Source organism: Bacteroides sp. GD17, assembly GCF_038448625.1.
In the GTDB taxonomy this organism is placed as follows: Bacteria; Bacteroidota; Bacteroidia; order Bacteroidales; family Bacteroidaceae; genus Bacteroides.
Genome location: NZ_JBCEZS010000016.1, coordinates 86,288 through 108,452, shown reverse-complemented (window position 1 = coordinate 108,452; position 22,165 = coordinate 86,288). Strand labels below are relative to the sequence as shown.

Here is a 22,165-nt window from a genome sequence, read left to right as displayed (position 1 = left end):
GACACAGAGGTGTATTGCCACTCTTATTTGAATAACCGTTCTTTGGTATTGAATAATAACCAATATAACGTTTATCAATTATGGCAGTAGTAGCTTATTTAAGGGTCAGTACGGAAAAGCAATTTCTGGAAAACCAGCGCGAAGAAATTGTACGCTTCGCAGAAAAGAATGGTCTGATCATTGACAGATGGTACATGGAGACGGTCAGCGGTAAAGTGAGCAGTAAAGATCGTAAACTGGCAGGAGTCCTGGACCGGATGCGACCCGGAGATTCTTTGATTATCACAGAGATTTCCCGTCTCAGTCGTACCTTACTCGAGATTATGACCATTCTGAATTCTTGTATCAAAAGGGGAGTGGTGCTGTACAGTACCAAAGAAGGGTATGTTTTCCAGAATGACATCAACAGTAAAGTGCTTGGATTCGCCTTTGGGCTGATGGCCGAAATCGAACGTAATTTGATTTCAATGCGTACCAAGGAGGCACTGGAAAGACGAAGGAATGAAGGTAAGCATTTAGGACGCAAAAAGGGAGATACCCCGAAAATGAAGGTGCTCAAGGAGAATAGAAGAAAACTTGTTAGAGAGTATCGGAAAGGCATTACTTGTGCCGAACTTGCTCGTCAGATGGGAGTTTCCCGAACGACGATGTCCCGCTTTCTGAGTCGTTATTAACCAATAACCTGACTGAACGAAGGTGTCAAGAGTTGAGAACCTTTTGACACACTTCGTCAGAACTTTTTTTATTCAATCGGTATTTCTCTGTTTCGTTTCTCTGCCTCTTTCCATTCTTTGCCGCGCTTATGCAGGTTCTTCAGTTCAAATGACAACATGATGCGGAAGAAACCTATAATCAGGAAAGCAAATGAAATCATATACACAGCATAGATGGCGCCTACAGCCGGTTGCCACAAGATAATAAGCGAGCAAATGATGGCAAGTATGCCGAGAGCCACGTACCATCCCCAGTCCTTTGTCCCGTATCTTTTCAGGTCCATGGCATAGCCCACAGAAGAAAAACCCCGGAACATCAGCCAGAATGCGATAATGAATGGAATGACTTCCATGCTCAGCATAGGGTAGGCTATCAGGTATAAACCTAAAATCATATCGATAATACCTCCCGCCAGATACCAACCCCAACTAGACACGGACTTGCGGTTACTCAAGGCAAAAGATATTTCCAGCAAACCGCTGAACAGCATGGAAATGCTGAACAGAATACTCAGAACTGCATACCCGCTGAAGGGAGCAAACATCAGGCATAAAGCCACTACGACATAAAGAATACCAAGGATAAGTGAAATCCACCAGTTCTTTACTTCCTGCTGGAGTTCGTCAAAAATAGTTTTCATGTGAATCTTAATTTTTAGTGATTATCATAAGTTCGTTTGATAAGATAACAATCCGGCTTTGAAAAATGTTTCTGATGAACCTTTCGCTCTTTTTATTTGTTATATCTCTAAATAATTTGATAAAACTATGGCTACAACAAATTTTAAAGGACAACCGGTAAAGCTTATCGGTGAGTTTATAAAGGTAGGAGCTGCTGCTCCCGATTTTGAATTGGTGAAAACGGATTTATCCTCGTTTTCTCTGAAAGAGTTGAATGGAAAGAATGTGATTCTGAATATCTTCCCCAGTCTGGATACCGGCGTGTGTGCTACTTCTGTGCGCAAGTTCAATAAGCTGGCGGCAGGTTTGCCCGATACGGTGGTGTTGGCAATCTCTAAAGATTTGCCTTTTGCCCATGCACGTTTCTGCACGACGGAAGGCATTGAGAATGTAATCCCATTGTCTGATTTCCGTTACTCCGATTTTGATGAGAACTACGGGGTACGTATGGCAGACGGACCACTTGCCGGCCTGCTGGCACGTGCGGTAGTGGTTGTGGGCAAAGATGGAAAGATTGCCTATACGGAACTTGTTCCGGAAATAACACAAGAACCGGATTATGACAAGGCTATCGCAGCAGTAAAGTGATAAATAAGATCAGTTAATAATGAAGAAAACGGTGGACAAGAGAATACCTTGTTCACCGTTTTTTCTTACAGTTCGTCTGGATATGTGCGTTACTTTTTCTTTTTCATTCCCTTATATGCCAGGAATCCTACAACCAGCACAGCTACGCCAATAATGATATATCCTATCTCATGGCTGTACTTTGTTGCCATAATGTAGACATCGTTTGTTGTTTTGAGATCGGTAAACCGATAGATGAGGTAGCCTAACAGGGCAAGTATCGAATTCCATATTCCGGCACCAAGCGTTGTATAAAGCAAGAAAGAGCTTAACTTCATACCTGCAAGTCCTGCAGGAATACTGATAAGCTGGCGCACAGCAGGAATGAGGCGTCCGAAGAATGTGGAGCCTGCACCGTGCTTCCTGAAGTATTCTTCGGCATGGTGTACTTTTTCTTCATCGATAAGACACATGTGTCCCAAGCGGCTGTTGGCAAACTTATAGATAATAGGGCGCCCCAGCCAGCGGGCCAGATAGTAATTCACCAGTGCTCCCAAGTCTGCCCCTACAGTTGCAAAAATAACTACAAGAAAGATATTCATGCTTTCGTCTGCCATAGCCTTCCATGCAGCGGGAGGGACAATGACTTCGGACGGAAAAGGGATAAAAGAACTTTCGATAGCCATAAAGATGGTAACTACCCAATAGTTAAGGTTTTCCAATACCCATTTGATAAGTTCTGCTGACGATTCCATTTTTTATTATTTACAGTTTACTGAATATTAGTGTAATGCATCAAAAATGTTTTTCATTACCTGGGCCAAGTCTTCCTGGTCTTCTTCTTTCAGCATCTGCTGCAATTTTTCCAGTTCTTCCAGTTTGAACGGATGTTCGCAGAGTTGGTTGTACTTCATAAAGTTTTCTTTGTCTTTGAGCAGCATGTACAGAGAAGTTAGTTTCTCGTTGATGCCTTCAAAGTCCGGTTCCATCTCTTTGACATGTTCAAAGGCAAGCTTGGCATAGCTTAATTGTCCTATTTCCATGCTGTACATGCCTATTTCGTGCCATGTGTCTGCATACGGAGCATATTCCAAGGCTGTTGCCCATTGCTTTACTCCCTTTTCATAATTGCCCTCTTCCAGATAAATACGGCCTTCCACCAAGTACGGGTCTACTTCTTCGGGAGCCAGTTCTTGGGCTTTCCGGCAGTATTGATGCGCTTTTCGCTTTTTGCCCATCTTGTGGAGACATAGCGCAGCGTTGGCATAGAGTGCGGGCAGCGTCAATGCGTCTTCGTCATCGCCTTTTGCAGCAATCGCTTTTTCCAGGTAGGCATATCCTTCTTTCCATTCTCCTTGGGTCACTTTGTTCAAGCCGATAAAGGTGTTGATAAAACTTGGAGACACGGCTTCGAGTTTTTCTGCATGCTTATAGTTGTCCATGGCTTCTTCTTCATTGCCCAACTGGAAGTAGGCATGCCCTCTCATGACGTAAGCATCGGCAAACTCGTCATCGGCCACAATGGCGTAGTCGCATGCTTCGATAGCTTTGTCAAACATCTGTTGGTCGAAGTAGCAACGGGCCAGTCCGAACCAGTAAGGAGCCGAATATGGATTCTTGTCTATCAGTTTGTTGAAGAAGAAAGTCGCCTTTTCATGCAGTCCCTGCGTATAATAACAATCGCCGGTAACAGCCAGGAATGCTTCTTCCTCGGCATACTTCTCGAGTCCGCTGGTAAGCCATGGCAATGCTTTTTCGGGCATCCCCATGTCAATGTACATATAAGATACGTCAACGATATTGGCCAAGTCGTCTTTATCGTCCATAGACTCGAGCAACGCTTCCGCATCTTCTGCTTTTCCTTCTTCAAACAGCAGATTGGCTTTCAATACTTTTACTTCAGAAGAATCTTCGGCAATGCGTGCCACTATTTCTTTGGCTTTTTCCTTCTTTTGGGTGTCCATGAAGAGGTAGGCCTGTTCCACCAACAGTGCTGTACTGTCGGGGTGCAGACCTAAACCGTATTCTACGACCTCGGTAGCCTTTTCGTATTTATGGCGAATGGCATACCAGTCAGCGAGGTCAGCTAAGTCGTCTGCGTCCAGATAGATTGGTTTGTTTTCGGCTTTGGCAGCTTCATACTGTTCTGCAATTTCTTGTAGTTCTTTGTCTCTTCCGGACAGCAGGTTTTTTTTACTCATCTATTTTTTACTTACTACTGAATACTTTATTTATTGATTTTGCCCCAGTTGTCTTTCAGACCTACCGTACGGTTGAATACCATTTTCTCCGGTGTAGAATCCTTGTCGACATTGAAGTAGCCAATGCGCTGGAACTGCAGGTAGGAGAGGGGCGTCATACCGGCCGCATATTTCTCGATGTAGCAGCAGGGCAGTACATGCAGGGAGTCAGGATTGATGATTTCCTTCATGGCTGTCAGCGCATCGCAGTTCTTTTCTTCACGAATGGCGGCAAGCTCGTCGCGTGGGTTCTCTACTTTCCACAGACGGTCGTAGAGGCGTACTTCGGCTTGGAGACAGTGGTTGCAGCTCACCCAGTGTATGGTACCTTTCACTTTACGGTTTGCTCCGGGCAGACCACTTTTGCTGTCAAGGTCACATTCGCAATATACTTCAGTGATTTCGCCGGCTTCGTTTTTCTTGCAGCCGGTGCATTTCACGATGTAAGCATTCTTCAGACGTACTTCTTGTCCCGGAGTCATACGGAAATATTTCTTCGGAGCGTCTTCCATGAAGTCATCGCGCTCTATCCACAGTTCTCGGCTGAACTCAATGAGGTGGCTGCCTTCTTCCGGACGTTCCGGGTTGTTGATGGCTTCCAGTTCTTCCACTTGCCCTTCGGGGTAGTTGGTGATGATAAGTTTCACCGGATTCAGTACAGCTGATATGCGGGTGGCACGTTCGTTCAGATCTTCGCGTACGGCACTTTCCAACAAAGCAAATTCATTGAGTGCATCGTAGGTGGTATAACCGATTTTGTCGATGAACTTATGAATGGACTCCGGAGAGTAGCCGCGGCGGCGGAAACCACAGATAGTCGGCATACGGGGATCGTCCCAACCGTTGACGAGGTTTTCTTTGACCAGCGTCAGCAGGTTGCGTTTGCTCATCAGTGTGTAGCTGAGGTTCAGTTTATTGAATTCGTACTGATGGGGACGATTGTCGTTCAGGTCTTTTCCCTCCTTCACCCAGTCGACGAAGAGGTCGTACAGTGGACGGTGGGGTACAAACTCCAACGTACACAAAGAGTGGGTTACTCCTTCGAAGAAGTCACTCTGTCCGTGGGCGAAGTCATACATCGGATAAGCTTTCCATGTAGTGCCTGTACGGTGGTGCGGATGGTTTACCACACGGTAGATGATAGGGTCGCGGAAGTGCATGTTGGGGCTTGCCATATCAATCTTGGCACGCAGCACCATGGCACCTTCCTCAATCTCGCCACTGTTCATCTTACGGAACAGTTCCAGGTTTTCTTCGATGGGGCGGTTACGGTAAGGGCTTTCCACGCCCGCTTGGGTGGGAGTACCTTTTTGAGCGGCAATCTGTTCGGACGTCTGCTCGTCAATATATGCTTTACCCTCTTCGATGAGGCGGATGGCGAAGTCCCAAAGTTGCTGGAAATAGTCGGAAGCATAATATTCGTTCCCCCACTGGTAGCCCAACCATTGGATATCTTCCTTGATGGCTTCTACATATTCTACATCTTCCTTGGTAGGGTTGGTGTCATCGAAACGCAGGTTGCAGATGCCGTTGTGTGCAGCGGCAATGCCGAAATCAAGGCAGATGGCCTTGGCATGACCGATGTGAAGGTAGCCGTTCGGTTCGGGCGGGAAGCGTGTCTGTACTTTTCCGTCATTTTTACCTTCTTTCAGATCGTTCTCTACTATTTGCTCAATGAAGTTCAAGCTCTTCTTTTCGCTTGTTTCTTCGTTTTTAATTTCTGCCATAATGCTATCTATTATTCGTATCGTGGCACAAAAGTACGACTATTTTTTTGTATATCGTTATTTCATGGGAATATATCCACTCTTTTTAATGATTTCTTGTCCGGCAGGAGACAGAATGAAATCGATCAAAGGGGCTACTGAAACCGAGTCTTTCTTGTTGTAATAGTAAAATAGTGGACGTACGATAGGGTATGTTTTGTTGACGGCATTCTCCAGTGTAGGATTGGCGAAATGCTTTCCGTCGTAAGAGATGGCGAGTGTCCTGATGCGCGGTGATACGTAGGCAAGGCCGACGTAGCCGATAGCTCCTCGTGTCTGGCTGACAGATTGGATGATGGCACCCGTAGCAGGCATGGAAAGGCTGCTGCTCATATAGTTCTTGTTTTTCAGTACGCTTTCTTTGAAGAATTCATAGGTTCCGGAAGAAGTTTCCCGGGAATATACTACTATTTTACGGTCGTCTCCGCCCACTTGCTTCCAATTGGTAATTTTGCCGCGGAAGATGCTTTCCAATTGTTGGCGGGTGAGTTGTTTCACAGGGTTGGAGGGGTGTACTACTACAGCAAGGGCATCGTAGGCGATGGGAACTTCCTCCAGATCTTCTCCGGCAGCTTTAGCCTTCATCTTCTCGCTAAACTTGATGGTACGCGAGGCCATTGCTATGTCTGTAGTCTCATCCAATAGAGCGGAAATGCCGACTCCCGTTCCACCACCGGTGACGGTGACACGTGCTGTGGGATTCAGGGCCATGAAGCGTTCGGCAGTTTGCTGTGCAATGGGAAGCACGGTGTCACTGCCTTTGATGCGTTGTGCCTGCATGCCGGTAGTGGCAACTGTCAGAGCAAGGAATGATAGTATTGTTTTAGCTTTCATATTTACTTATTGGTTGTAATTATGCACGCTGCAAATTAAGGTAATGGATATTACAAAAGTATTACAGGTGTTGGACATTTGCGCTTTGTAACACGTTTGTAACACTTTTGACATATTTCTTTCAAACGTTAGTCACACTCTCTTAACACGTAGCCTGTTTCTTTGCATGCAGAAATCAATAGGTAGCATGAAAAGGATTTTTGAGAAAATAGTAGAAGGTGTACTGGCTTGTAGCGGCTTTGTAACAAGCCTCACCATTGTACTCATCGTCTTGTTCCTGTTTTCCGAGGCACTGGGGCTGTTCGGCAGCAAGGTTATCGAAGAAGGATATGTATTGGCATTGAATAAAAATAATAAGGTAAGTGAGCTGACTCCGGCTCAGATAAAAGATGTTTTCGACGAAGAGATAACGAATTGGGATGAAGTAGGGGGAGAGAATCTTCCTGTCCGGTTGTTCCGCCTGGAGGATATTACGCAATACTATTCCGAGGAACAACTGGGCGCTTCTTATGAGCATGCAGGTGCTTGCATCACTGAATTGGTGGAGCGCACTCCGGGCATTATCGCTTTTGTACCGCAGCAGTTCATCGTCCGTCCGGACTCGGTGCATCTGCTGAAGGACAACACTATTTCGGTAAAAGATGTGTTTGCCGGAGCCGAATGGTTTCCCACGGCAACTCCTGCTGCACAGTTCGGCTTTTTGCCGCTTATTGCAGGTACGTTGTGGGTTAGTTTGTTTGCCATTCTCATAGCGTTGCCGTTCGGCTTGTCGGTGTCTATCTATATGTCCGAGGTTGCCAACTACAAGGTACGCAACCTGTTGAAGCCGATAATAGAGTTGCTGAGCGGTATTCCGTCGGTGGTTTACGGTTTCTTCGGGCTGATAGTGATTGTGCCGTTTATACAGAAAGTCTTTGACTTGCCGGTGGGCGAGAGTGGTTTGGCGGGAAGCATTGTGCTGGCGATTATGGCATTACCCACCATCATTACGGTGACGGAAGATGCCATGCGCAATTGTCCCCGTGCCATGCGCGAAGCCAGCTTGGCGCTGGGAGCTTCGCAGTGGCAGACTATATATAAGGTAGTGATACCCTATTCCATATCGGGCATCACATCAGGTGTTGTGTTGGGCATCGGCCGTGCAGTAGGCGAGACGATGGCGGTATTGATGGTGACCGGCAATGCTGCCGTCATTCCCCATACCATCTTGGAACCGCTGCGTACCATACCTGCAACGATTGCTGCCGAACTGGGTGAGGCACCTGCCGGAGGACCTCATTATGAGGCGCTGTTCCTTCTGGGTGTAGTCTTATTTTTCATCAGTCTGCTGATAAATCTTACGGTGGAAGCAGTCTCGGCACGGAAAGTATAATTGAATAAGGAATATGATGGATAGAAAACATCTTGAACAGAATATAGCATTCGGGTTGTTCCGCTTGTTGAGTCTGAGTGTAGTGGGGATTCTCTTCGCTATTCTCGGCTTCATTATATATAAAGGCATAGGAGTTATCGACTGGGAGTTCCTTACGACGGCTCCTGCTGATGGCATGACTTCCGGAGGCATTCTGCCAGCCATCGTCGGAACTTTCTGTTTGATGATAGGCAGCGCGCTGTTCGCTTTTCCGGTAGGCGTGATGAGTGGCATTTATATGAACGAATATGCTCCGAAAGGCTGGGTAGTACGGTTGATAAGGATGATGACGAACAATCTGAGCGGCATTCCTTCCATAGTCTTCGGTCTGTTTGGTATGGCGTTGTTCGTCAACTATATGGATTTTGGCGACAGTATCCTTGCCGGTTCATTGACGTTGGGATTGTTGAGCCTGCCGCTGGTGATCCGTACTACGGAGGAGGCTTTGAGAGCTATTCCCGATAGCATGCGCGAAGGCAGCCGAGCATTGGGAGCAACCAAATTACAAACAATCTGGCACGTCATTCTGCCGATGGGCATGCCCAACATCATTACCGGGCTGATTCTGGCATTGGGACGTATCTCGGGTGAAACGGCACCGATCCTTTTCACATGCGCCGCTTACTTCTTGCCGCAGCTACCCACCAGTATCCTCGACCAGTGCATGGCATTGCCCTATCACTTGTACGTCATCTCCACCAGCGGCACGGATATGGAGGCGCAGCTTCCCATTGCCTACGGCACGGCATTAGTGCTGATTGTGATTATTCTCTTGGTAAATCTCCTGGCAAATGCCTTACGGAAATACTTCGAGAAGAAGATAAAGACAAATTAGTGAGTAGATAGAAAAAAGAACATGATGAATAAGATACAAACCCGCGATGTGAACTTCTGGTACGGTAGCTTTCAGGCATTGAAAGGCATTAGTATGGATATAGAAGAAAAGTCTGTTGTTGCTTTTATCGGTCCTTCGGGATGTGGCAAGTCCACCTTCTTGCGCTTGCTGAACCGCATGAACGACTTGATACCCGATACCCGTCTGACCGGTGAAATACAGATAGACGGACAGAACATCTACGGTAAAGGTGTGCAAGTAGACGAACTCCGCAAGAATGTAGGCATGGTGTTTCAGCGTCCCAATCCTTTCCCGAAGAGTATCTTCGAGAATGTAGCCTATGGTCTCCGCGTGAATGGTGTGACCGATACTTCCTTTATCCGCCAGCGGGTAGAAGAAACTTTGAAAGGTGCTGCCCTTTGGGACGAAGTGAAAGACAAACTGAAAGTTTCTGCTTATGCCCTTTCGGGCGGACAGCAGCAACGTCTTTGCATTGCCCGTGCCATGGCCGTGTCTCCTTCGGTCCTGCTGATGGATGAGCCGGCTTCTGCCCTCGACCCTATCTCTACTGCCAAAGTGGAGGAGCTTATTCATGAGCTGAAGAAGCAATATACCATTGTCATCGTCACGCACAATATGCAGCAGGCTGCGCGTGTCAGTGACCATACTGCTTTCTTCTATATGGGCGAAATGGTGGAGTTCGGTGATACGAGGAAGATATTTACAAATCCCGAAAAAGCGGAGACGCAGAATTATATTACGGGGCGTTTCGGGTAGATGCCGGTTAAGCAGGGCTATCGGGCTTTTTGAATGATTTCTGAAATCATTGCTCCAATGATTCCTGAAATCATTACTGCAATGATTTCTGAATTCATTGCAGCAATGATATGAAAGGAAAAAATAGAGATAGGACTGCGCTAAATTCTTATTTATCGTTTTAAATAAAAGCAATTATTAATCTTAAAATAGAATCATTATGGTAAAGTTTATCGAATCAGAACTCGTCTTGCTGAAAAAGGAAATAGACGGAATGTGGACTTTAGTATACAATCAGCTCGATCGTGCCGGCGACGCTGTACTTACTTTGGACCGCGAACTGGCACAACAAGTGCTGGTGTGCGAACGTCGTGTCAATGCTTTCGAGTTGAAGATAGACCGGGATATAGAAGATGTCATTGCCCTTTACAATCCTGTTGCCATAGACTTGCGTTTCGTACTTGCCATGCTGAAGATCAATACAAACCTGGAGCGCCTGGGCGACTTTGCCGAAGGAATTGCCCGTTTTGTCATCAACTGCAAGGAGCCGGCTTTGGACGCAGAACTGGTACAGAAACTCCGCATCGAAGAAATGGTTTCCCAAGTACTTTCCATGCTCGAACTGGCTAAGCAGGCACTTCAGGAAGAGAGTCTGGAGTTGGCTACCGCTGTATTTGCCAAAGACAATCTGCTGGATGAAATCAATGCCGATGCCACTACTGTTTTGGCCGATTATGTGGATCACCATCCGGAGAGCGCACTGTCTTGCCTGAATCTGGTGAGTGTCTTCCGTAAGTTGGAGCGTTCCGGTGATCATATCACGAATATTGCAGAGGAAATCGTGTTCTTCATCGATGCGAAAGTGTTAAAACATAGTGGCAGGACGGATGAGCATTATCCAAATGATAAGAAATAAACAAAATTTTATGATAAATTTAGTGTTTCATGGAAAATAGCCCTATATTTGTCCACTGAAAGCGATTGCGGATGTAGAAAAATGCTTTGAAATGATAATAAAATCAAAAGTTTTTTCGAAAAGATGTTATAAGACATGTTTTTTAATTTGGTTAGTATCACGAAAAGCGCCTATATTTGCATCGTTATCCTGAAAACAATCTTTTTACCTTAAAAAAAAACTAATACCTATTGAAAACTGAAAAATGGGGCTTTGTGAAAAGCTCCATTTTTTTATGCCTATATGCAAGGCTTTTCGTATCTTTGTCACCTGCAACCCATGATAAATAGTAAATAATTTAATAGTAAATACGCTTATGTTTTCCGGAATAGTAGAAGAATGTGCCACATTGGTGGCGATGGTCAAAGAGCAGGAGAATGTGCATTTCACCTTCCGATGCTCGTTTGTAAATGAGTTGAAAATAGACCAGAGTGTATCTCATAACGGCGTTTGTCTTACGGTAGTCAGTATGGCGGACGATACCTATACGGTGACGGCGATGAAAGAGACACTGGACCGTTCCAACCTCGGTTTGCTGAAGGTGGGAGATGAAGTGAATGTGGAGCGCAGCATGATGATGAACGGCCGTCTGGACGGGCATATTGTCCAGGGACATGTAGACCAGACTGCGACTTGTATTGACATCAAGGATGCGGAAGGCAGTTATTACTTTACTTTTCAATACGCTTTTGACAAGGAAATGGCAACACGCGGCTATATAACGGTAGACAAAGGTTCTGTAACCGTAAATGGCGTCAGTTTGACGGTGTGCAATCCTACGGATGATACTTTCCAGGTAGCCATTATTCCTTATACATTCGAGCATACCAACTTCCATGCATTTAAGATAGGAAGTGTGGTGAATCTGGAATTTGATATTATCGGCAAGTATATCAGCCGTATGATACAATATAAATAAAAAATGGCGAAGCAATTGCTTCGCCATTTTTTTATAAATCTTTCAGTAACACTTTGCTTGCATTCTTATAGTATTCTTCCCGTGCATTCAGCAAAGCTCCCCATTGTTTATTGAACTCATTATCTTTGTCAATCTTGAAATCTTCCGAGCCGTGTGTGTCCAGCCTGTCCAGCAGGAGGGCTACATTCAGCTTGTTGATGTCCATAGAGGGTTGGTAGGCAATGTCTTCACTCTTCTCATCGGTCACTACTTCGTGCAGAAGGTTTACTTCCTGCAATTCGTAGAGGGTCTGGTTTGTCAGACGTATCGGAATCTGGCATTCTTCGGAAATCTCTTCGGCGGTATAGGGCGGTTTGTCTTGCTCAAAGCGTTTGGCGATGAGAGACATAATCAGGATAGAGATAAAGTCGCGGTAACGCCGGCTGATGTTACGTGCATCCTTGTCGAAGCTGAAGTTCTTGATGTTCTGGCCTGCATAAGTCAGTTCGGCACCGAAGAGGCAGATGGTCCAGGACACCTGGAGCCACAACAGAAACATCGGAAGGGCGGCGAAGCTACCGTAGATGGCATTATAGCGCGACACCCATAACTGACTGCTGATGTAGAGGAACTGGAATGCCTGATGTGCCGTACCTGCCAGAATCCCCGATATAAATGCATGCTTGATTTTAACTTTGGTATTCGGCATAAAGACGTAAAGGCCTGTGAACATCACCCATGTCAGTGCAAAGGGAATCAGGCGGATCATGAACTTGCCGATAGGGGCGAGCAGGGTAAAGTCTTCTATGTTCTTCACCATCGTGCTCATAAAGATGGAAAGACCGCCGGACACAACAATCAGGATAGGCATCAGCAGAAGCATGGAGAAATAGTCCGTGATTTTGCGGTACATGCTGCGTGCTTTCTTTACTTGCCAGATGCGGTTGAAGGTTATCTCCATGTTGTTGATCAGGTTGAGGACTGTCCACAGCAACATAATCAGACCCACTCCGATGAAGATGCCGCTCTTGGTTTGCGACAGATAGGAGTTTACGAACTGCAAGATCACTTCCGTGGTTTTCGTCGGGCCTCCGAAGCCGCTGACAATCTGGCTCTCCATCAGATTATCGAATCCGAAGCCGCGCGCTATGGCAAACAGTATGGCAAGGATAGGTACGATGGCAAGCAGCGAACTGTAGGTCAGTGCCGAGGCTTTGTTTACAATCCGGTCTTTGGTGAAGCGGTTGATGCAGAGGTAGATGGTTTTGATAATATTGTATAAGGAGAAAGTCGTTCGGTTGACTTCATCTTCCGTAATACGCCAGATGTCGTAGGTGAGGAATTTCCAAAGGGTGGCAATACGTTTATTCATGGCGGTAATTTCTATAATTAAAAGAAAAAGCAGTCGGTCTGTAAGCCGGGTTCTGTACCTTATATAATAAGGTGTCTGTCATTTATCTGAGCCGCATGTCACCATACTGGCTTTAGCGGTCTACCCTCCGACATGGAGCGAGCAACTCTCATAACGTCGGTATACATGACCTTACAACTCCTAAGACGCACAGCCCTTGTGTCGCCACAAGACTGGTAGGCTCTTACCCCACCTTCTCACCCTTACCGCAACCCGAAGGCAGCGGCGGTTATTTTCTTCTGCGTTACTCTACCCTCACGGACAGCTTTCTGTTAGGAAGTAGGATGCTCTATGTTGCCCGGACTTTCCTCATACGCACGAGGCGCAAGCGACAGACCGACCAACTGCTTTATGGGTGCAAAGATACGAAATTCGCCACAGATTACATGGAATAATGTAGATTTTTCGTTTTCTTACAGATAGAATGAGTCTGCATGAATTGATGTGATTGGAATGAATTGCTTAAAATATTTGAAAAAATGTATCTCTTCTGGAAATAATTCGTAGCTTTGCTAATAATAATAACCCCCAAATCCATTAATTCCATGAAAAAGCTTACCTTCCTTTTTTCTTTTGTGCTCTTAATCCCTCTTTTTGCGCTCGCTTCGGAAGTAGGAGACCGTACTATCCCTGCAGAAGTGGCACAATTGTCTGACAGTTTGAAACAAAGCTTTGCGCCGGACAAACGTGTGGCTTTGTTTGATGTAGACTACTCTTTCGCCGGAAAGAACGTCATGTTGCGTGGTGTCACTACTTCGGCCGAGGCAAAGGCTGCTTTGCTGAATGGCTTGGCAAAGAAAGGCTATACGGTGATGGATTGCCTGCAAGTGCTTCCTGACGAAGCCGGACTTGAAGGCAAGACGTATGGCATTGTCAACGTGTCGGTATGCAATCTTCGTGTGGACCCGGACTTCTCTTCGGAGATGATGACACAAGGATTGATGGGTATGCCGGTACGGGTGTTGCAGCGGGATGGCTGGTATCGCATCCAGACACCCGATAACTACATCGCATGGGTACACCGTGTCGGTATCCATCCCGTGACCAAAGAGGAACTGACTGCTTGGAACAAGGCAGAAAAGATTGTGGTGACTTCTCACTATGGTTTTGTTTATTCACAACCGAACGAGACATCGCAAACCGTTTCTGATGTTGCAGCCGGCAATCGCCTGAAGTGGGAGGGAAGCAAAGGCTCTTTCTATAAAGTAGCTTATCCCGACGGACGCCAGGGATATATCTCCAAATCGATCTCCATGCCCGAAAGCAAGTGGCGTGCAGGCTTGAAGCAAGATGCTGCCAGCATTATCCGCACGGCGCACACGATGATGGGCATTCCTTATCTTTGGGCGGGGACTTCTTCCAAAGGTGTGGATTGCAGCGGCTTTATGCGTACTGTTCTTTTCATGCACGATATCATTATCCCGCGCGATGCTTCCCAGCAGGCTTACGTGGGCGAGCATATCGATATTGCACCGGATTTCAGCAATCTGCAACCGGGTGATTTGATCTTCTTCGGTCGTAAGGCAACGCCGGAACGCAAGGAACGGGTGGTGCACGTCGGTATGTATATCGGTAACAAGCGTTTCATCCATTCGCAGGGAGACGTGCATGTCAGTAGTTTTGCCCCCGAAGATGAGCTGTTCGATGAATACAACCTCGGTCGCTTGCTGTTTGTCGCGCGCGTGATACCTTATATAAATAAGGAGAAACCGCTGAATACGACAGCAACGAATCCGTATTATCAGTGGTGATTAAAAACAGATACGCGTGTTCATATTTAGAACTAATTAATACCCTATATATTATGTCAAACAGAAGAGATTTCCTGAAAACCGCCGCTTTTGCCGCACTTGGCTCAGGCATTGTTGCCAATCATGTATTTGCCGGAGGAAACGGCGCCCCTTCCTTGTTCAATATCAATAGCAAGGCCGGAGTGACCCCGAAGATGAAACTGCGTTTCTTCCCCTATGAACTGAAACTGCGCCATGTCTTTACGGTGGCCACTTATTCGCGTACCACCACTCCCGATGTACAGGTAGAGATAGAGTACGACGGTATCATCGGCTACGGTGAAGCCTCTATGCCCCCTTATCTGCAACACGAATTAGGTACGATGGACAGCGTACTGGCTTTCCTGAAGAAAGTGCAAGATACCATCGACCGCTTCTCCGATCCTTTCCAACTGGAAGACATCTTGGCCTATGTCGACAGCCTTTCAGAAGGAGACGCTGCCGCCAAAACTGCCGTAGACATCGCCCTGCACGACCTTGTAGGCAAATTGCTTCAAGCTCCCTGGTATAAGATATGGGGACTGGACAAGGATAAGGCTCCTTCTACCACCTTTACCATCGGTATCGATACCCCCGACGTAGTGCGCGAGAAGACCCGGGAATGTGCCGACCGGTTCAATATTCTCAAAGTGAAACTGGGACGCGAGAACGACAAGGAAATGATCGAAACAATCCGTTCCGTAACCAATCTTCCGATAGCCATCGATGCCAACCAAGGATGGAAAGACAAGCATTACGCTCTCGACATGATACACTGGCTCAACGAAAAAGGCATCGTCATGATAGAACAGCCCATGCCCAAAGAACAACTGGATGACATTGCCTGGGTAACCCAACAAAGCCCGCTGCCGGTCTTCGCCGATGAATCCATCCAGCGTTTGAAAGATGTGGCAGGTCTGAAAGATGCCTTTACCGGTATCAACATCAAGTTGATGAAATGTACCGGCATGCGCGAAGGCTGGAAGATGGTAACCCTGGCCCGTGCCCTGGGCATGAAGGTAATGGTGGGTTGTATGACCGAAACGTCCTGTGCCTGCTCTGCTGCCGCCCAATTCTCTCCCGCTGTGGACTTTGCCGACCTCGACGGCAATCTGCTGATAGCTAATGATCGCTTCAAAGGCATGGAAGTAGTGAAAGGCAAGATTACGTTGCCCGACCTGCCAGGTATTGGAGTCGTAAAAATCTAAATAACGTATTTATGAAAAAGCTGCTATATATCACTGCCTTGTTTATTCTCGCTTCCGCGTGCAGCACGAAGCTGGAGAACAAACCTTATAGTTGGGACGAAGACCTGCACCAGCGCCTGCTCACCGATTTTCGGCTGACAGAATCCCAGGTGAAGGACTACATCCGTAAATACATCCCCGATGTGACCGACGAACAAATGCGCCAGTGGGAAGAGTCCAAAGCACTGGAATGCATGGTGCTGGATGGTGAGAAACGCTACTTCCGCAATGCCGGACCCAACCTTTTCCGCGTAGACTCTGCCTGCTATAACATCAAAGTAGCTAAAGAAGGCACTGCACCGAGCGGCAGCGAAAAGGTGAATATGGAGAACCTGCCTGAAATCATCTCTGCCGTCAAAGAAAGTGGTAGCCCCATTGTCGCCCCCAAGCGTATGCGCGTCACTTATACACTGACGGTGGACTCCAACGCCGTGCCTGCCGGAAAGATCATCCGTTGCTGGTTGCCATTTCCTCGTACCGACGAAGCCCGCCAGCAGGATGTCAAGCTCATTTCTACGGGCGAATCCGAGTACACACTTTCTCCATTGAACTGCCACCATAGCACCCTCTATATGGAGAAACGTGCCGCCGCCGGCGAGCCCACTGTCTTTTCCGAAACCTTTGAGTTCACCGCTAACGGCGAGTGGCATAATCTGAAGCCGGAAGACGTGCAGCCTTATGATACCACCACCGCTCTCTACAAGGAATATACTGCCGAACGCGAGAAACACATCATTTTCTCCCCGCGTCTGCGCGAACTTGCTGCCAAATTGACAGCCGGTGAAACCAATCCTTACCTGAAAGCCAAGCGCCTTTTCCGCTGGGTGAACGATAACTTCCCCTGGGCGTCTGCACGCGAGTACTCCACGATCGAGAATATTCCGGAATACGTCTTGGACAATCGTCATGGCGATTGCGGCCAGGTCAGTCTGCTGTTTATCACGCTGTGCCGGATCAGTGGTATTCCCGCCCATTTCCAGAGCGGCTTCATGATGCATCCGCGTGCCTGGAACCTGCACGACTGGGCGGAAGTGTATTTTGAAGGTGTCGGCTGGGTGCCCGTCGACCAGTCATTCGGTATTCCTACCTTTGCCCGCAATGCCGACGAAGAGTATTTCTTTCTGGGCGGCATCGACTCCTGGCGGATGATTGTAAACTCCGATTACGGCATGCCGCTGGTACCCGAGAAGAAGTACCCGCGCAGCGAAACCGTCGACTTCCAACGTGGCGAAGTGGAATGGGAGGGAGGCAATCTCTACTTCCCGCAATGGGACTATCACATGGACATCGATTACTTGAATTATTAAGTAGCATATACCCCATCGAAACAGATGATGCGTTCAGGCCGAACGCATCATCTGTTTGACTCTAACGCATCATCCGTTTGATGAAAACACATCATCTGTTTTATCGGAACAGATGATGTGTTTTTTTATGCCCTATCTGTCAGTCTTTTAACAGTCAGTAATCGTGCACAAATGCTAATTTGTCAGCCCCTGCCGTTAACCGCTGTTAAGCCCCAAATATTCACTGTTAAAAGAGAACAAAAATAGATGACAAGCGGAATAACTGAACGTTTTTTGTCGTTATTTTAACGTCGTAATGTTAAACAAGACTTGAATATTAACAATTAAATGAATAGAAGAAATAGTATGAAACAGACAACAAAAAACATCCTTGGGGTTGCAGCAATCGTACTCCTTAGCTCAGGAGTAGCTGGTTTAACCACTTATAAGATGCTGAATAAGGAGAAACCTGCCGCATTCAGCGAGTTGTTCGAACAGAACACAAACAATCTGCAGTTGGCGGCTTTCCATGCTACGGATGCCCAGCCTGTGGACTTGACGCAAGCAGCAGAGAACTCGGTTCATGCTGTGGTACATATACGTGCAAAGCAATTAGGTAAAACCCAGACCGTTCAGGAGATGCCGAACGATATCTTTGAATTCTTTTTCGGTGGTCGCGGACAACGTCAGATCCAAACCCAGCCGCGTGTAGGTTTTGGTTCCGGTGTCATCATCTCTAAGGACGGATATATCGTGACAAACAATCACGTAGTGGAAGGCGCCGATGAAATCACCGTGAAGCTGAACGACGACCGTGAGCTGAAAGGACGCATCATCGGTACTGACCCCGGCACGGACTTGGCTCTGATTAAGATAGAAGGTGACGATTTCCCGACTGTTCCGGTTGGAGACTCTGACGCACTGAAGGTAGGTGAGTGGGTATTGGCGGTAGGTAATCCGTTCAATCTGAACTCTACGGTAACAGCAGGTATTGTCAGTGCGAAAGCCCGCTCCATTGGTGGAGTTGCCTCTAACGGACAAGCTGCCAATATCCAGTCTTTCATTCAGACAGATGCTGCCATCAATCAAGGCAACAGTGGTGGTGCGTTGGTAAATGCAAAAGGTGAACTGGTGGGCATCAATGCCATGCTTTACTCACCGACGGGAGCTTACTCCGGTTATGGATTTGCCATACCCACCAGCATCATGACGAAAGTAATTTCCGATTTGAAGCAATTCGGTACTGTGCAGCGTGCATTGCTGGGCGTTTCGTGCACCGATCTGAACACCAGCTTGCAGATGGATGATGATGATAGCCGCGTGAAGGAGATCAAGGACAAGGCCAAAGAACTGGGTATCAAAGAAGGTATCTGGATCAGAGAAATCGTGGAAGGCGGTTCGGCTGCCGGCATATTGAAGGTAGATGATATCATTATCAGCATCGACGGTAAAAAGATACATCGCTTTGCCGACATGCAGGAAGTTCTTGCCAAAAAGCGTCCGGGTGATAAAGTGAGAGTAACGGTTCTTCGCGATAAGAAGGAAAAAGATTTCGATATTACCTTGAAGAACGAGCAAGGTACCACAAAGGTGATGAAAGATGCCGGAATGGATATCTTGGGTGCAGCCTTCAAGCCGGTGTCTTCCGAATTGAAGAAACAGCTCAACTTAGGCTACGGTCTGGAAGTGACAGGTGTTTCCAATGGCAAGATGGCCGATGCCGGTATTCGCAAAGGTTTCATCATCTTGAAAGCCAATAATCAGCAGATGAGAACAGTAGATGATTTGGAAAAAGTTCTGAAGGAAGCTACGAAATCTCCCGAACAGGTATTGTTCATCACGGGTATGTTCCCGTCGGGCAAGCGTGCAAGCTATGCAGTTGATTTAACTCAAGAATAACAGAAAACAGGTAGATAGGTAAGAAGATTGTAATTTAAGCAAACAAAAGAGAAAAAGGGGTGTCGGCAAAACATTTGTCGGCATCCTTTTTGTTATTATAGATAAGATATAAATTAGGTGAAAAAGTTGGGACGAAACTATCGTAACAGAATAATTTGTCGTAACTTTGCAACCCAAATCTGTTTTAGAAGAATGAGACAATTAAAAATCACCAAAAGTATCACTAACAGAGAGAGCGCTTCTCTTGACAAGTATTTGCAGGAAATCGGTCGCGAAGACCTCATTACTGTCGAAGAGGAGGTAGAGCTCGCTCAGCGCATCCGCAAGGGTGACCGTATTGCGCTTGAAAAGCTGACACGTGCCAATCTGCGTTTCGTTGTATCTGTAGCCAAGCAGTACCAGAACCAAGGTTTGAGTTTGCCCGACTTGATTAACGAGGGAAATTTAGGACTGATCAAGGCTGCCGAAAAGTTCGATGAAACACGTGGTTTCAAGTTTATCAGTTATGCAGTATGGTGGATACGCCAGTCTATTTTGCAAGCTTTGGCAGAGCAGTCACGTATCGTGCGTCTTCCGCTGAACCAGGTAGGTTCGCTGAACAAGATCAGCAAAGCCTTCTCTAAGTTCGAGCAGGAAAACGAACGTCGTCCGTCTCCCGAAGAACTTGCCGATGAACTGGAAATCCCTGTTGACAAGATCTCTGATACGCTGAAGGTTTCCGGACGCCATATCTCGGTGGACGCACCTTTCGTAGAAGGAGAAGACAACAGCCTGCTCGATGTGCTGGTCAACGACGACTCTCCTATGGCCGACCGCTCTTTAGTGAACGAGTCTCTTGCGAGGGAAATTGATAGAGCACTTTCTACGTTAACCGATAGGGAAAAAGAAATCATACAGATGTTTTTCGGTATCGGACAACAAGAAATGACATTGGAAGAAATCGGCGACAAATTCGGCTTGACCCGTGAACGTGTACGTCAGATTAAGGAAAAAGCAATCAGAAGATTAAGACAAAGTAATCGTAGCAAATTGCTCAAATCTTATTTGGGATAAATAAGAAATATCAGTTTCCGACAAATAGAAGGTATTAAAAACCGGTCTGTCTTTATAGATAGCCGGTTTTTTTGTTATCTTTGCTCCCAAAAACTAACAACTTATGAAATACGTTCGGATACTTTTTGCCGTTGCGCTGGCCTTTGTGTTTTGCTCGGCATTTACTCTCAAAGACAAGGAGAAGAAGGAAAAAGCGGTTTATGCTTTCGGTGTGGGGGCTTCCTTCAATGATTCAGTGGTATATTTTACGGAAGTCCAGATGCTGGACAGTGTGGAACTGGATAAGAGCGGATTCTTGCCCAAACGCGATTTATATACATACCAGTTGAAAAATTTTCTGGAATATGAGATGAAGAAACCCGACTATACTTGCATGATTTATTTCTCCGAGAACAAAAGCAAACTGGAAAAAGAAGTTTCAAAAGTGCGGGGAAAGTATAGAAAGAGCAAAGGAGTGGTGCTACAGGTACTGCCGCCGGCGGGATTTATGTTTAAGAAGCCTCAGGAATAATTTAAAGTATGAAAACAAAGCTGTATCATATTCTTTTCTTCTTTTTCCCTTTGCTAATGTCGGCGTGTGGTGGCGATGACCCGACTCCTGAACCTTCAGTGGACGGGAAACGTACTGTATTGGTATATATGGCTGCAGACAATAGTATAAATCCATTGGCAGGATTTACTGATGGGGATTTGGATGAACTGAAAGCAGGGATGAGTTCAATCAGCAATACATCCGGTATGCATTTGTTGGTTTATATAGATACGGGATCCCCTCGGTTGATAGAAATTGAAAATAAAGGTGGTAATGTTTGTGAAACAATCATCAAAGAGTATGAAGACCGTAATTCTTGTGGAGTAAGTGAGACACAAGAAGTGTTCAATGATGTGTTTGGAAATTCTCTGTATAAAGCAGAAAGTTATGGCTTGATTTATTGGTCACATGGTGAAGGGTGGATACCTACTCCATTACCTTCTACTCGCTGGATAGGAAATGATAAGACTGGAGGAGGACATTATATGAATATTGAGGACTTGAAGTCTGTATTGCAGAATGCTCCTCATTTTGATTTCATTATGTTTGATGCTTGCTTTATGCAATCGATTGAAGTAGCATACGAGTTGCGTAATTTTTGCGATTACTACATTGGTTTCCCTGCAGAGAATCCAGGTCCTGGTGCTGCTTATGATAGAATGTTTCCTTATATATTTCAGAAAGGTGCAGCAGTGGAAATGGCTGTCGGTACTTTTTCAGCTTATGATGAAATTTATACCGGAAAAATAGGAAGTAATAGTAATTGGACAATGGGTACCGCTATAGATGTACTGAAATCATCCGAACTTGATGCCTTAGCAGCTGCCACGGCAAATGCCTTGTCGGGAGTTGTGGTAGACAGATCAGTTCTTCGTTCATCGGTTTTTGACTATGATCGGCGTAGTATAGCCTCGTCCTCTTATGTAGGTTATTATGATTTTGTGGAAATGATGGAAGCGCTTGTGACGGATAGAACCATTTTAGATAAATGGAAGCAGGCGTATAATGCGGCTTCTGTTTGTTGGAACAAAACACCGATGATTTATTCTATGTCTGTCGGTATGTTCTCCATGGAGCGGGCAAATGGTGTTTCCCACTATATCCCTTCCGCTTCCACTACTTCTGCTGCTCGAGCTACCAATGCCGCTTATCGCTCTACCGCATGGTACAATGCTGCCGGTCTTTCCAAGCTTGGTTGGTAAAAGCCGGTTCATACACAACATACCGAACGGATTATTTCAGATGATTTCTATCTGAGATAATCCGTTCTTTTTTATCGCTATTCTCATTAAAAATAAGTTGCTTAACATTA

General features: G+C 46.2%; 20 protein-coding genes and 1 other RNA gene. 14 read left to right on the top strand and 7 right to left on the bottom strand.

All coding sequences use genetic code 11. The features are described 5' to 3' along the window. Nucleotides 1-80 precede the first annotated feature (80 nt). Nucleotides 81-674, top strand: a complete 594-nt coding sequence (locus tag AAE250_RS20150) for a master DNA invertase Mpi family serine-type recombinase (RefSeq protein WP_342289380.1) — start codon at nt 81-83, stop codon at nt 672-674. Between the two features lie 68 nt (nt 675-742). On the opposite strand, the gene AAE250_RS20145 is transcribed toward AAE250_RS20150, so the two are convergent. Beyond that, nucleotides 743-1,354 carry an HdeD family acid-resistance protein gene (locus AAE250_RS20145; protein WP_342289379.1) on the bottom strand — a complete coding sequence of 204 codons (612 nt, stop codon included), beginning with the start codon at nt 1,352-1,354 and terminating at the stop codon, nt 743-745. Between the two features lie 127 nt (nt 1,355-1,481). On the opposite strand from AAE250_RS20145, the gene tpx reads away from it, so the two are divergent. After that, the gene (gene tpx, locus AAE250_RS20140) at nt 1,482-1,982 is read left to right on the top strand and encodes a thiol peroxidase (protein WP_342289378.1); all 501 of its coding nucleotides are present in this window, start codon (nt 1,482-1,484) and stop codon (nt 1,980-1,982) included. A gap of 89 nt (nt 1,983-2,071) precedes the next feature. Here tpx and AAE250_RS20135 read toward each other — a convergent pair whose 3' ends face one another. From AAE250_RS20135 to AAE250_RS20120, 4 genes are read right to left on the bottom strand one after another with little or no spacing between them, the layout of a single operon-like run. Continuing rightward, complete coding sequence (locus AAE250_RS20135; protein WP_342289377.1) at nt 2,072-2,716, bottom strand: DedA family protein; 645 nt, start codon at nt 2,714-2,716, stop codon at nt 2,072-2,074. Nucleotides 2,717-2,743: 27 nt separating this feature from the next. After that, nucleotides 2,744-4,162: a tetratricopeptide repeat protein gene (locus tag AAE250_RS20130; protein WP_342289376.1), complete on the bottom strand. Its 1,419-nt coding sequence runs from the start codon at nt 4,160-4,162 to the stop codon at nt 2,744-2,746. A gap of 26 nt (nt 4,163-4,188) precedes the next feature. Continuing rightward, a complete protein-coding gene (locus AAE250_RS20125; RefSeq protein ID WP_342289375.1) occupies nt 4,189-5,928 on the bottom strand; it encodes a glutamine--tRNA ligase/YqeY domain fusion protein in 1,740 nt (579 codons plus the stop codon). A gap of 57 nt (nt 5,929-5,985) precedes the next feature. Then, a complete protein-coding gene (locus tag AAE250_RS20120; RefSeq protein ID WP_342289374.1) occupies nt 5,986-6,801 on the bottom strand; it encodes a PstS family phosphate ABC transporter substrate-binding protein in 816 nt (271 codons plus the stop codon). Between the two features lie 187 nt (nt 6,802-6,988). On the opposite strand from AAE250_RS20120, the gene pstC reads away from it, so the two are divergent. The 5 genes from pstC (at nt 6,989) to AAE250_RS20095 (ending at nt 11,677) form a co-directional block, all read left to right on the top strand. Beyond that, the gene (pstC, locus tag AAE250_RS20115) at nt 6,989-8,173 is read left to right on the top strand and encodes a phosphate ABC transporter permease subunit PstC (RefSeq protein WP_342289373.1); all 1,185 of its coding nucleotides are present in this window, start codon (nt 6,989-6,991) and stop codon (nt 8,171-8,173) included. Between the two features lie 13 nt (nt 8,174-8,186). Then, nucleotides 8,187-9,047: a phosphate ABC transporter permease PstA gene (gene pstA / locus AAE250_RS20110; RefSeq protein ID WP_342289371.1), complete on the top strand. Its 861-nt coding sequence runs from the start codon at nt 8,187-8,189 to the stop codon at nt 9,045-9,047. Nucleotides 9,048-9,068: 21 nt separating this feature from the next. Beyond that, nucleotides 9,069-9,824 (top strand): phosphate ABC transporter ATP-binding protein PstB, encoded by a 756-nt coding sequence (gene pstB, locus AAE250_RS20105; RefSeq protein WP_446715778.1) that lies wholly within the window; start codon nt 9,069-9,071, stop codon nt 9,822-9,824. Between the two features lie 199 nt (nt 9,825-10,023). Next, nucleotides 10,024-10,719 (top strand): phosphate signaling complex protein PhoU, encoded by a 696-nt coding sequence (gene phoU / locus AAE250_RS20100; RefSeq protein ID WP_342289370.1) that lies wholly within the window; start codon nt 10,024-10,026, stop codon nt 10,717-10,719. Nucleotides 10,720-11,074: 355 nt separating this feature from the next. Then, nucleotides 11,075-11,677, top strand: coding sequence for a riboflavin synthase (locus AAE250_RS20095; RefSeq protein ID WP_342289369.1), 603 nt, complete (start codon nt 11,075-11,077; stop codon nt 11,675-11,677). A 31-nt stretch (nt 11,678-11,708) separates the two neighbouring features. Here the strand turns inward: AAE250_RS20095 and AAE250_RS20090 are convergent, their stop codons facing one another. Together AAE250_RS20090 and rnpB are read right to left on the bottom strand one after the other, a co-directional pair. Next, nucleotides 11,709-13,028, bottom strand: a complete 1,320-nt coding sequence (locus tag AAE250_RS20090; protein WP_342289368.1) for a YihY/virulence factor BrkB family protein — start codon at nt 13,026-13,028, stop codon at nt 11,709-11,711. Between the two features lie 25 nt (nt 13,029-13,053). After that, an RNA gene (gene rnpB / locus AAE250_RS20085) (RNase P RNA component class A) lies at nt 13,054-13,415 on the bottom strand. Nucleotides 13,416-13,612: 197 nt separating this feature from the next. Here rnpB and AAE250_RS20080 point away from each other — a divergent pair. The 7 genes from AAE250_RS20080 (at nt 13,613) to AAE250_RS20050 (ending at nt 22,055) form a co-directional block, all read left to right on the top strand. After that, the gene (locus AAE250_RS20080; RefSeq protein ID WP_342289367.1) at nt 13,613-14,818 is read left to right on the top strand and encodes a C40 family peptidase; all 1,206 of its coding nucleotides are present in this window, start codon (nt 13,613-13,615) and stop codon (nt 14,816-14,818) included. A gap of 53 nt (nt 14,819-14,871) precedes the next feature. Then, on the top strand, nt 14,872-16,044 hold the full coding sequence (locus tag AAE250_RS20075; protein ID WP_342289366.1) for a dipeptide epimerase: 1,173 nt from the start codon (nt 14,872-14,874) through the stop codon (nt 16,042-16,044). Between the two features lie 11 nt (nt 16,045-16,055). Further along, the gene (locus tag AAE250_RS20070; RefSeq protein WP_342289365.1) at nt 16,056-17,390 is read left to right on the top strand and encodes a transglutaminase-like domain-containing protein; all 1,335 of its coding nucleotides are present in this window, start codon (nt 16,056-16,058) and stop codon (nt 17,388-17,390) included. A 345-nt stretch (nt 17,391-17,735) separates the two neighbouring features. Continuing rightward, nucleotides 17,736-19,268, top strand: a complete 1,533-nt coding sequence (locus tag AAE250_RS20065) for a trypsin-like peptidase domain-containing protein (protein ID WP_342289364.1) — start codon at nt 17,736-17,738, stop codon at nt 19,266-19,268. A gap of 192 nt (nt 19,269-19,460) precedes the next feature. Then, the gene (locus AAE250_RS20060) at nt 19,461-20,321 is read left to right on the top strand and encodes a sigma-70 family RNA polymerase sigma factor (protein ID WP_007209697.1); all 861 of its coding nucleotides are present in this window, start codon (nt 19,461-19,463) and stop codon (nt 20,319-20,321) included. Nucleotides 20,322-20,424: 103 nt separating this feature from the next. Further along, a complete protein-coding gene (locus tag AAE250_RS20055) occupies nt 20,425-20,832 on the top strand; it encodes a hypothetical protein (RefSeq protein WP_342289362.1) in 408 nt (135 codons plus the stop codon). Between the two features lie 8 nt (nt 20,833-20,840). Continuing rightward, on the top strand, nt 20,841-22,055 hold the full coding sequence (locus AAE250_RS20050; protein WP_342289361.1) for a clostripain-related cysteine peptidase: 1,215 nt from the start codon (nt 20,841-20,843) through the stop codon (nt 22,053-22,055). Nucleotides 22,056-22,165 lie beyond the last annotated feature (110 nt).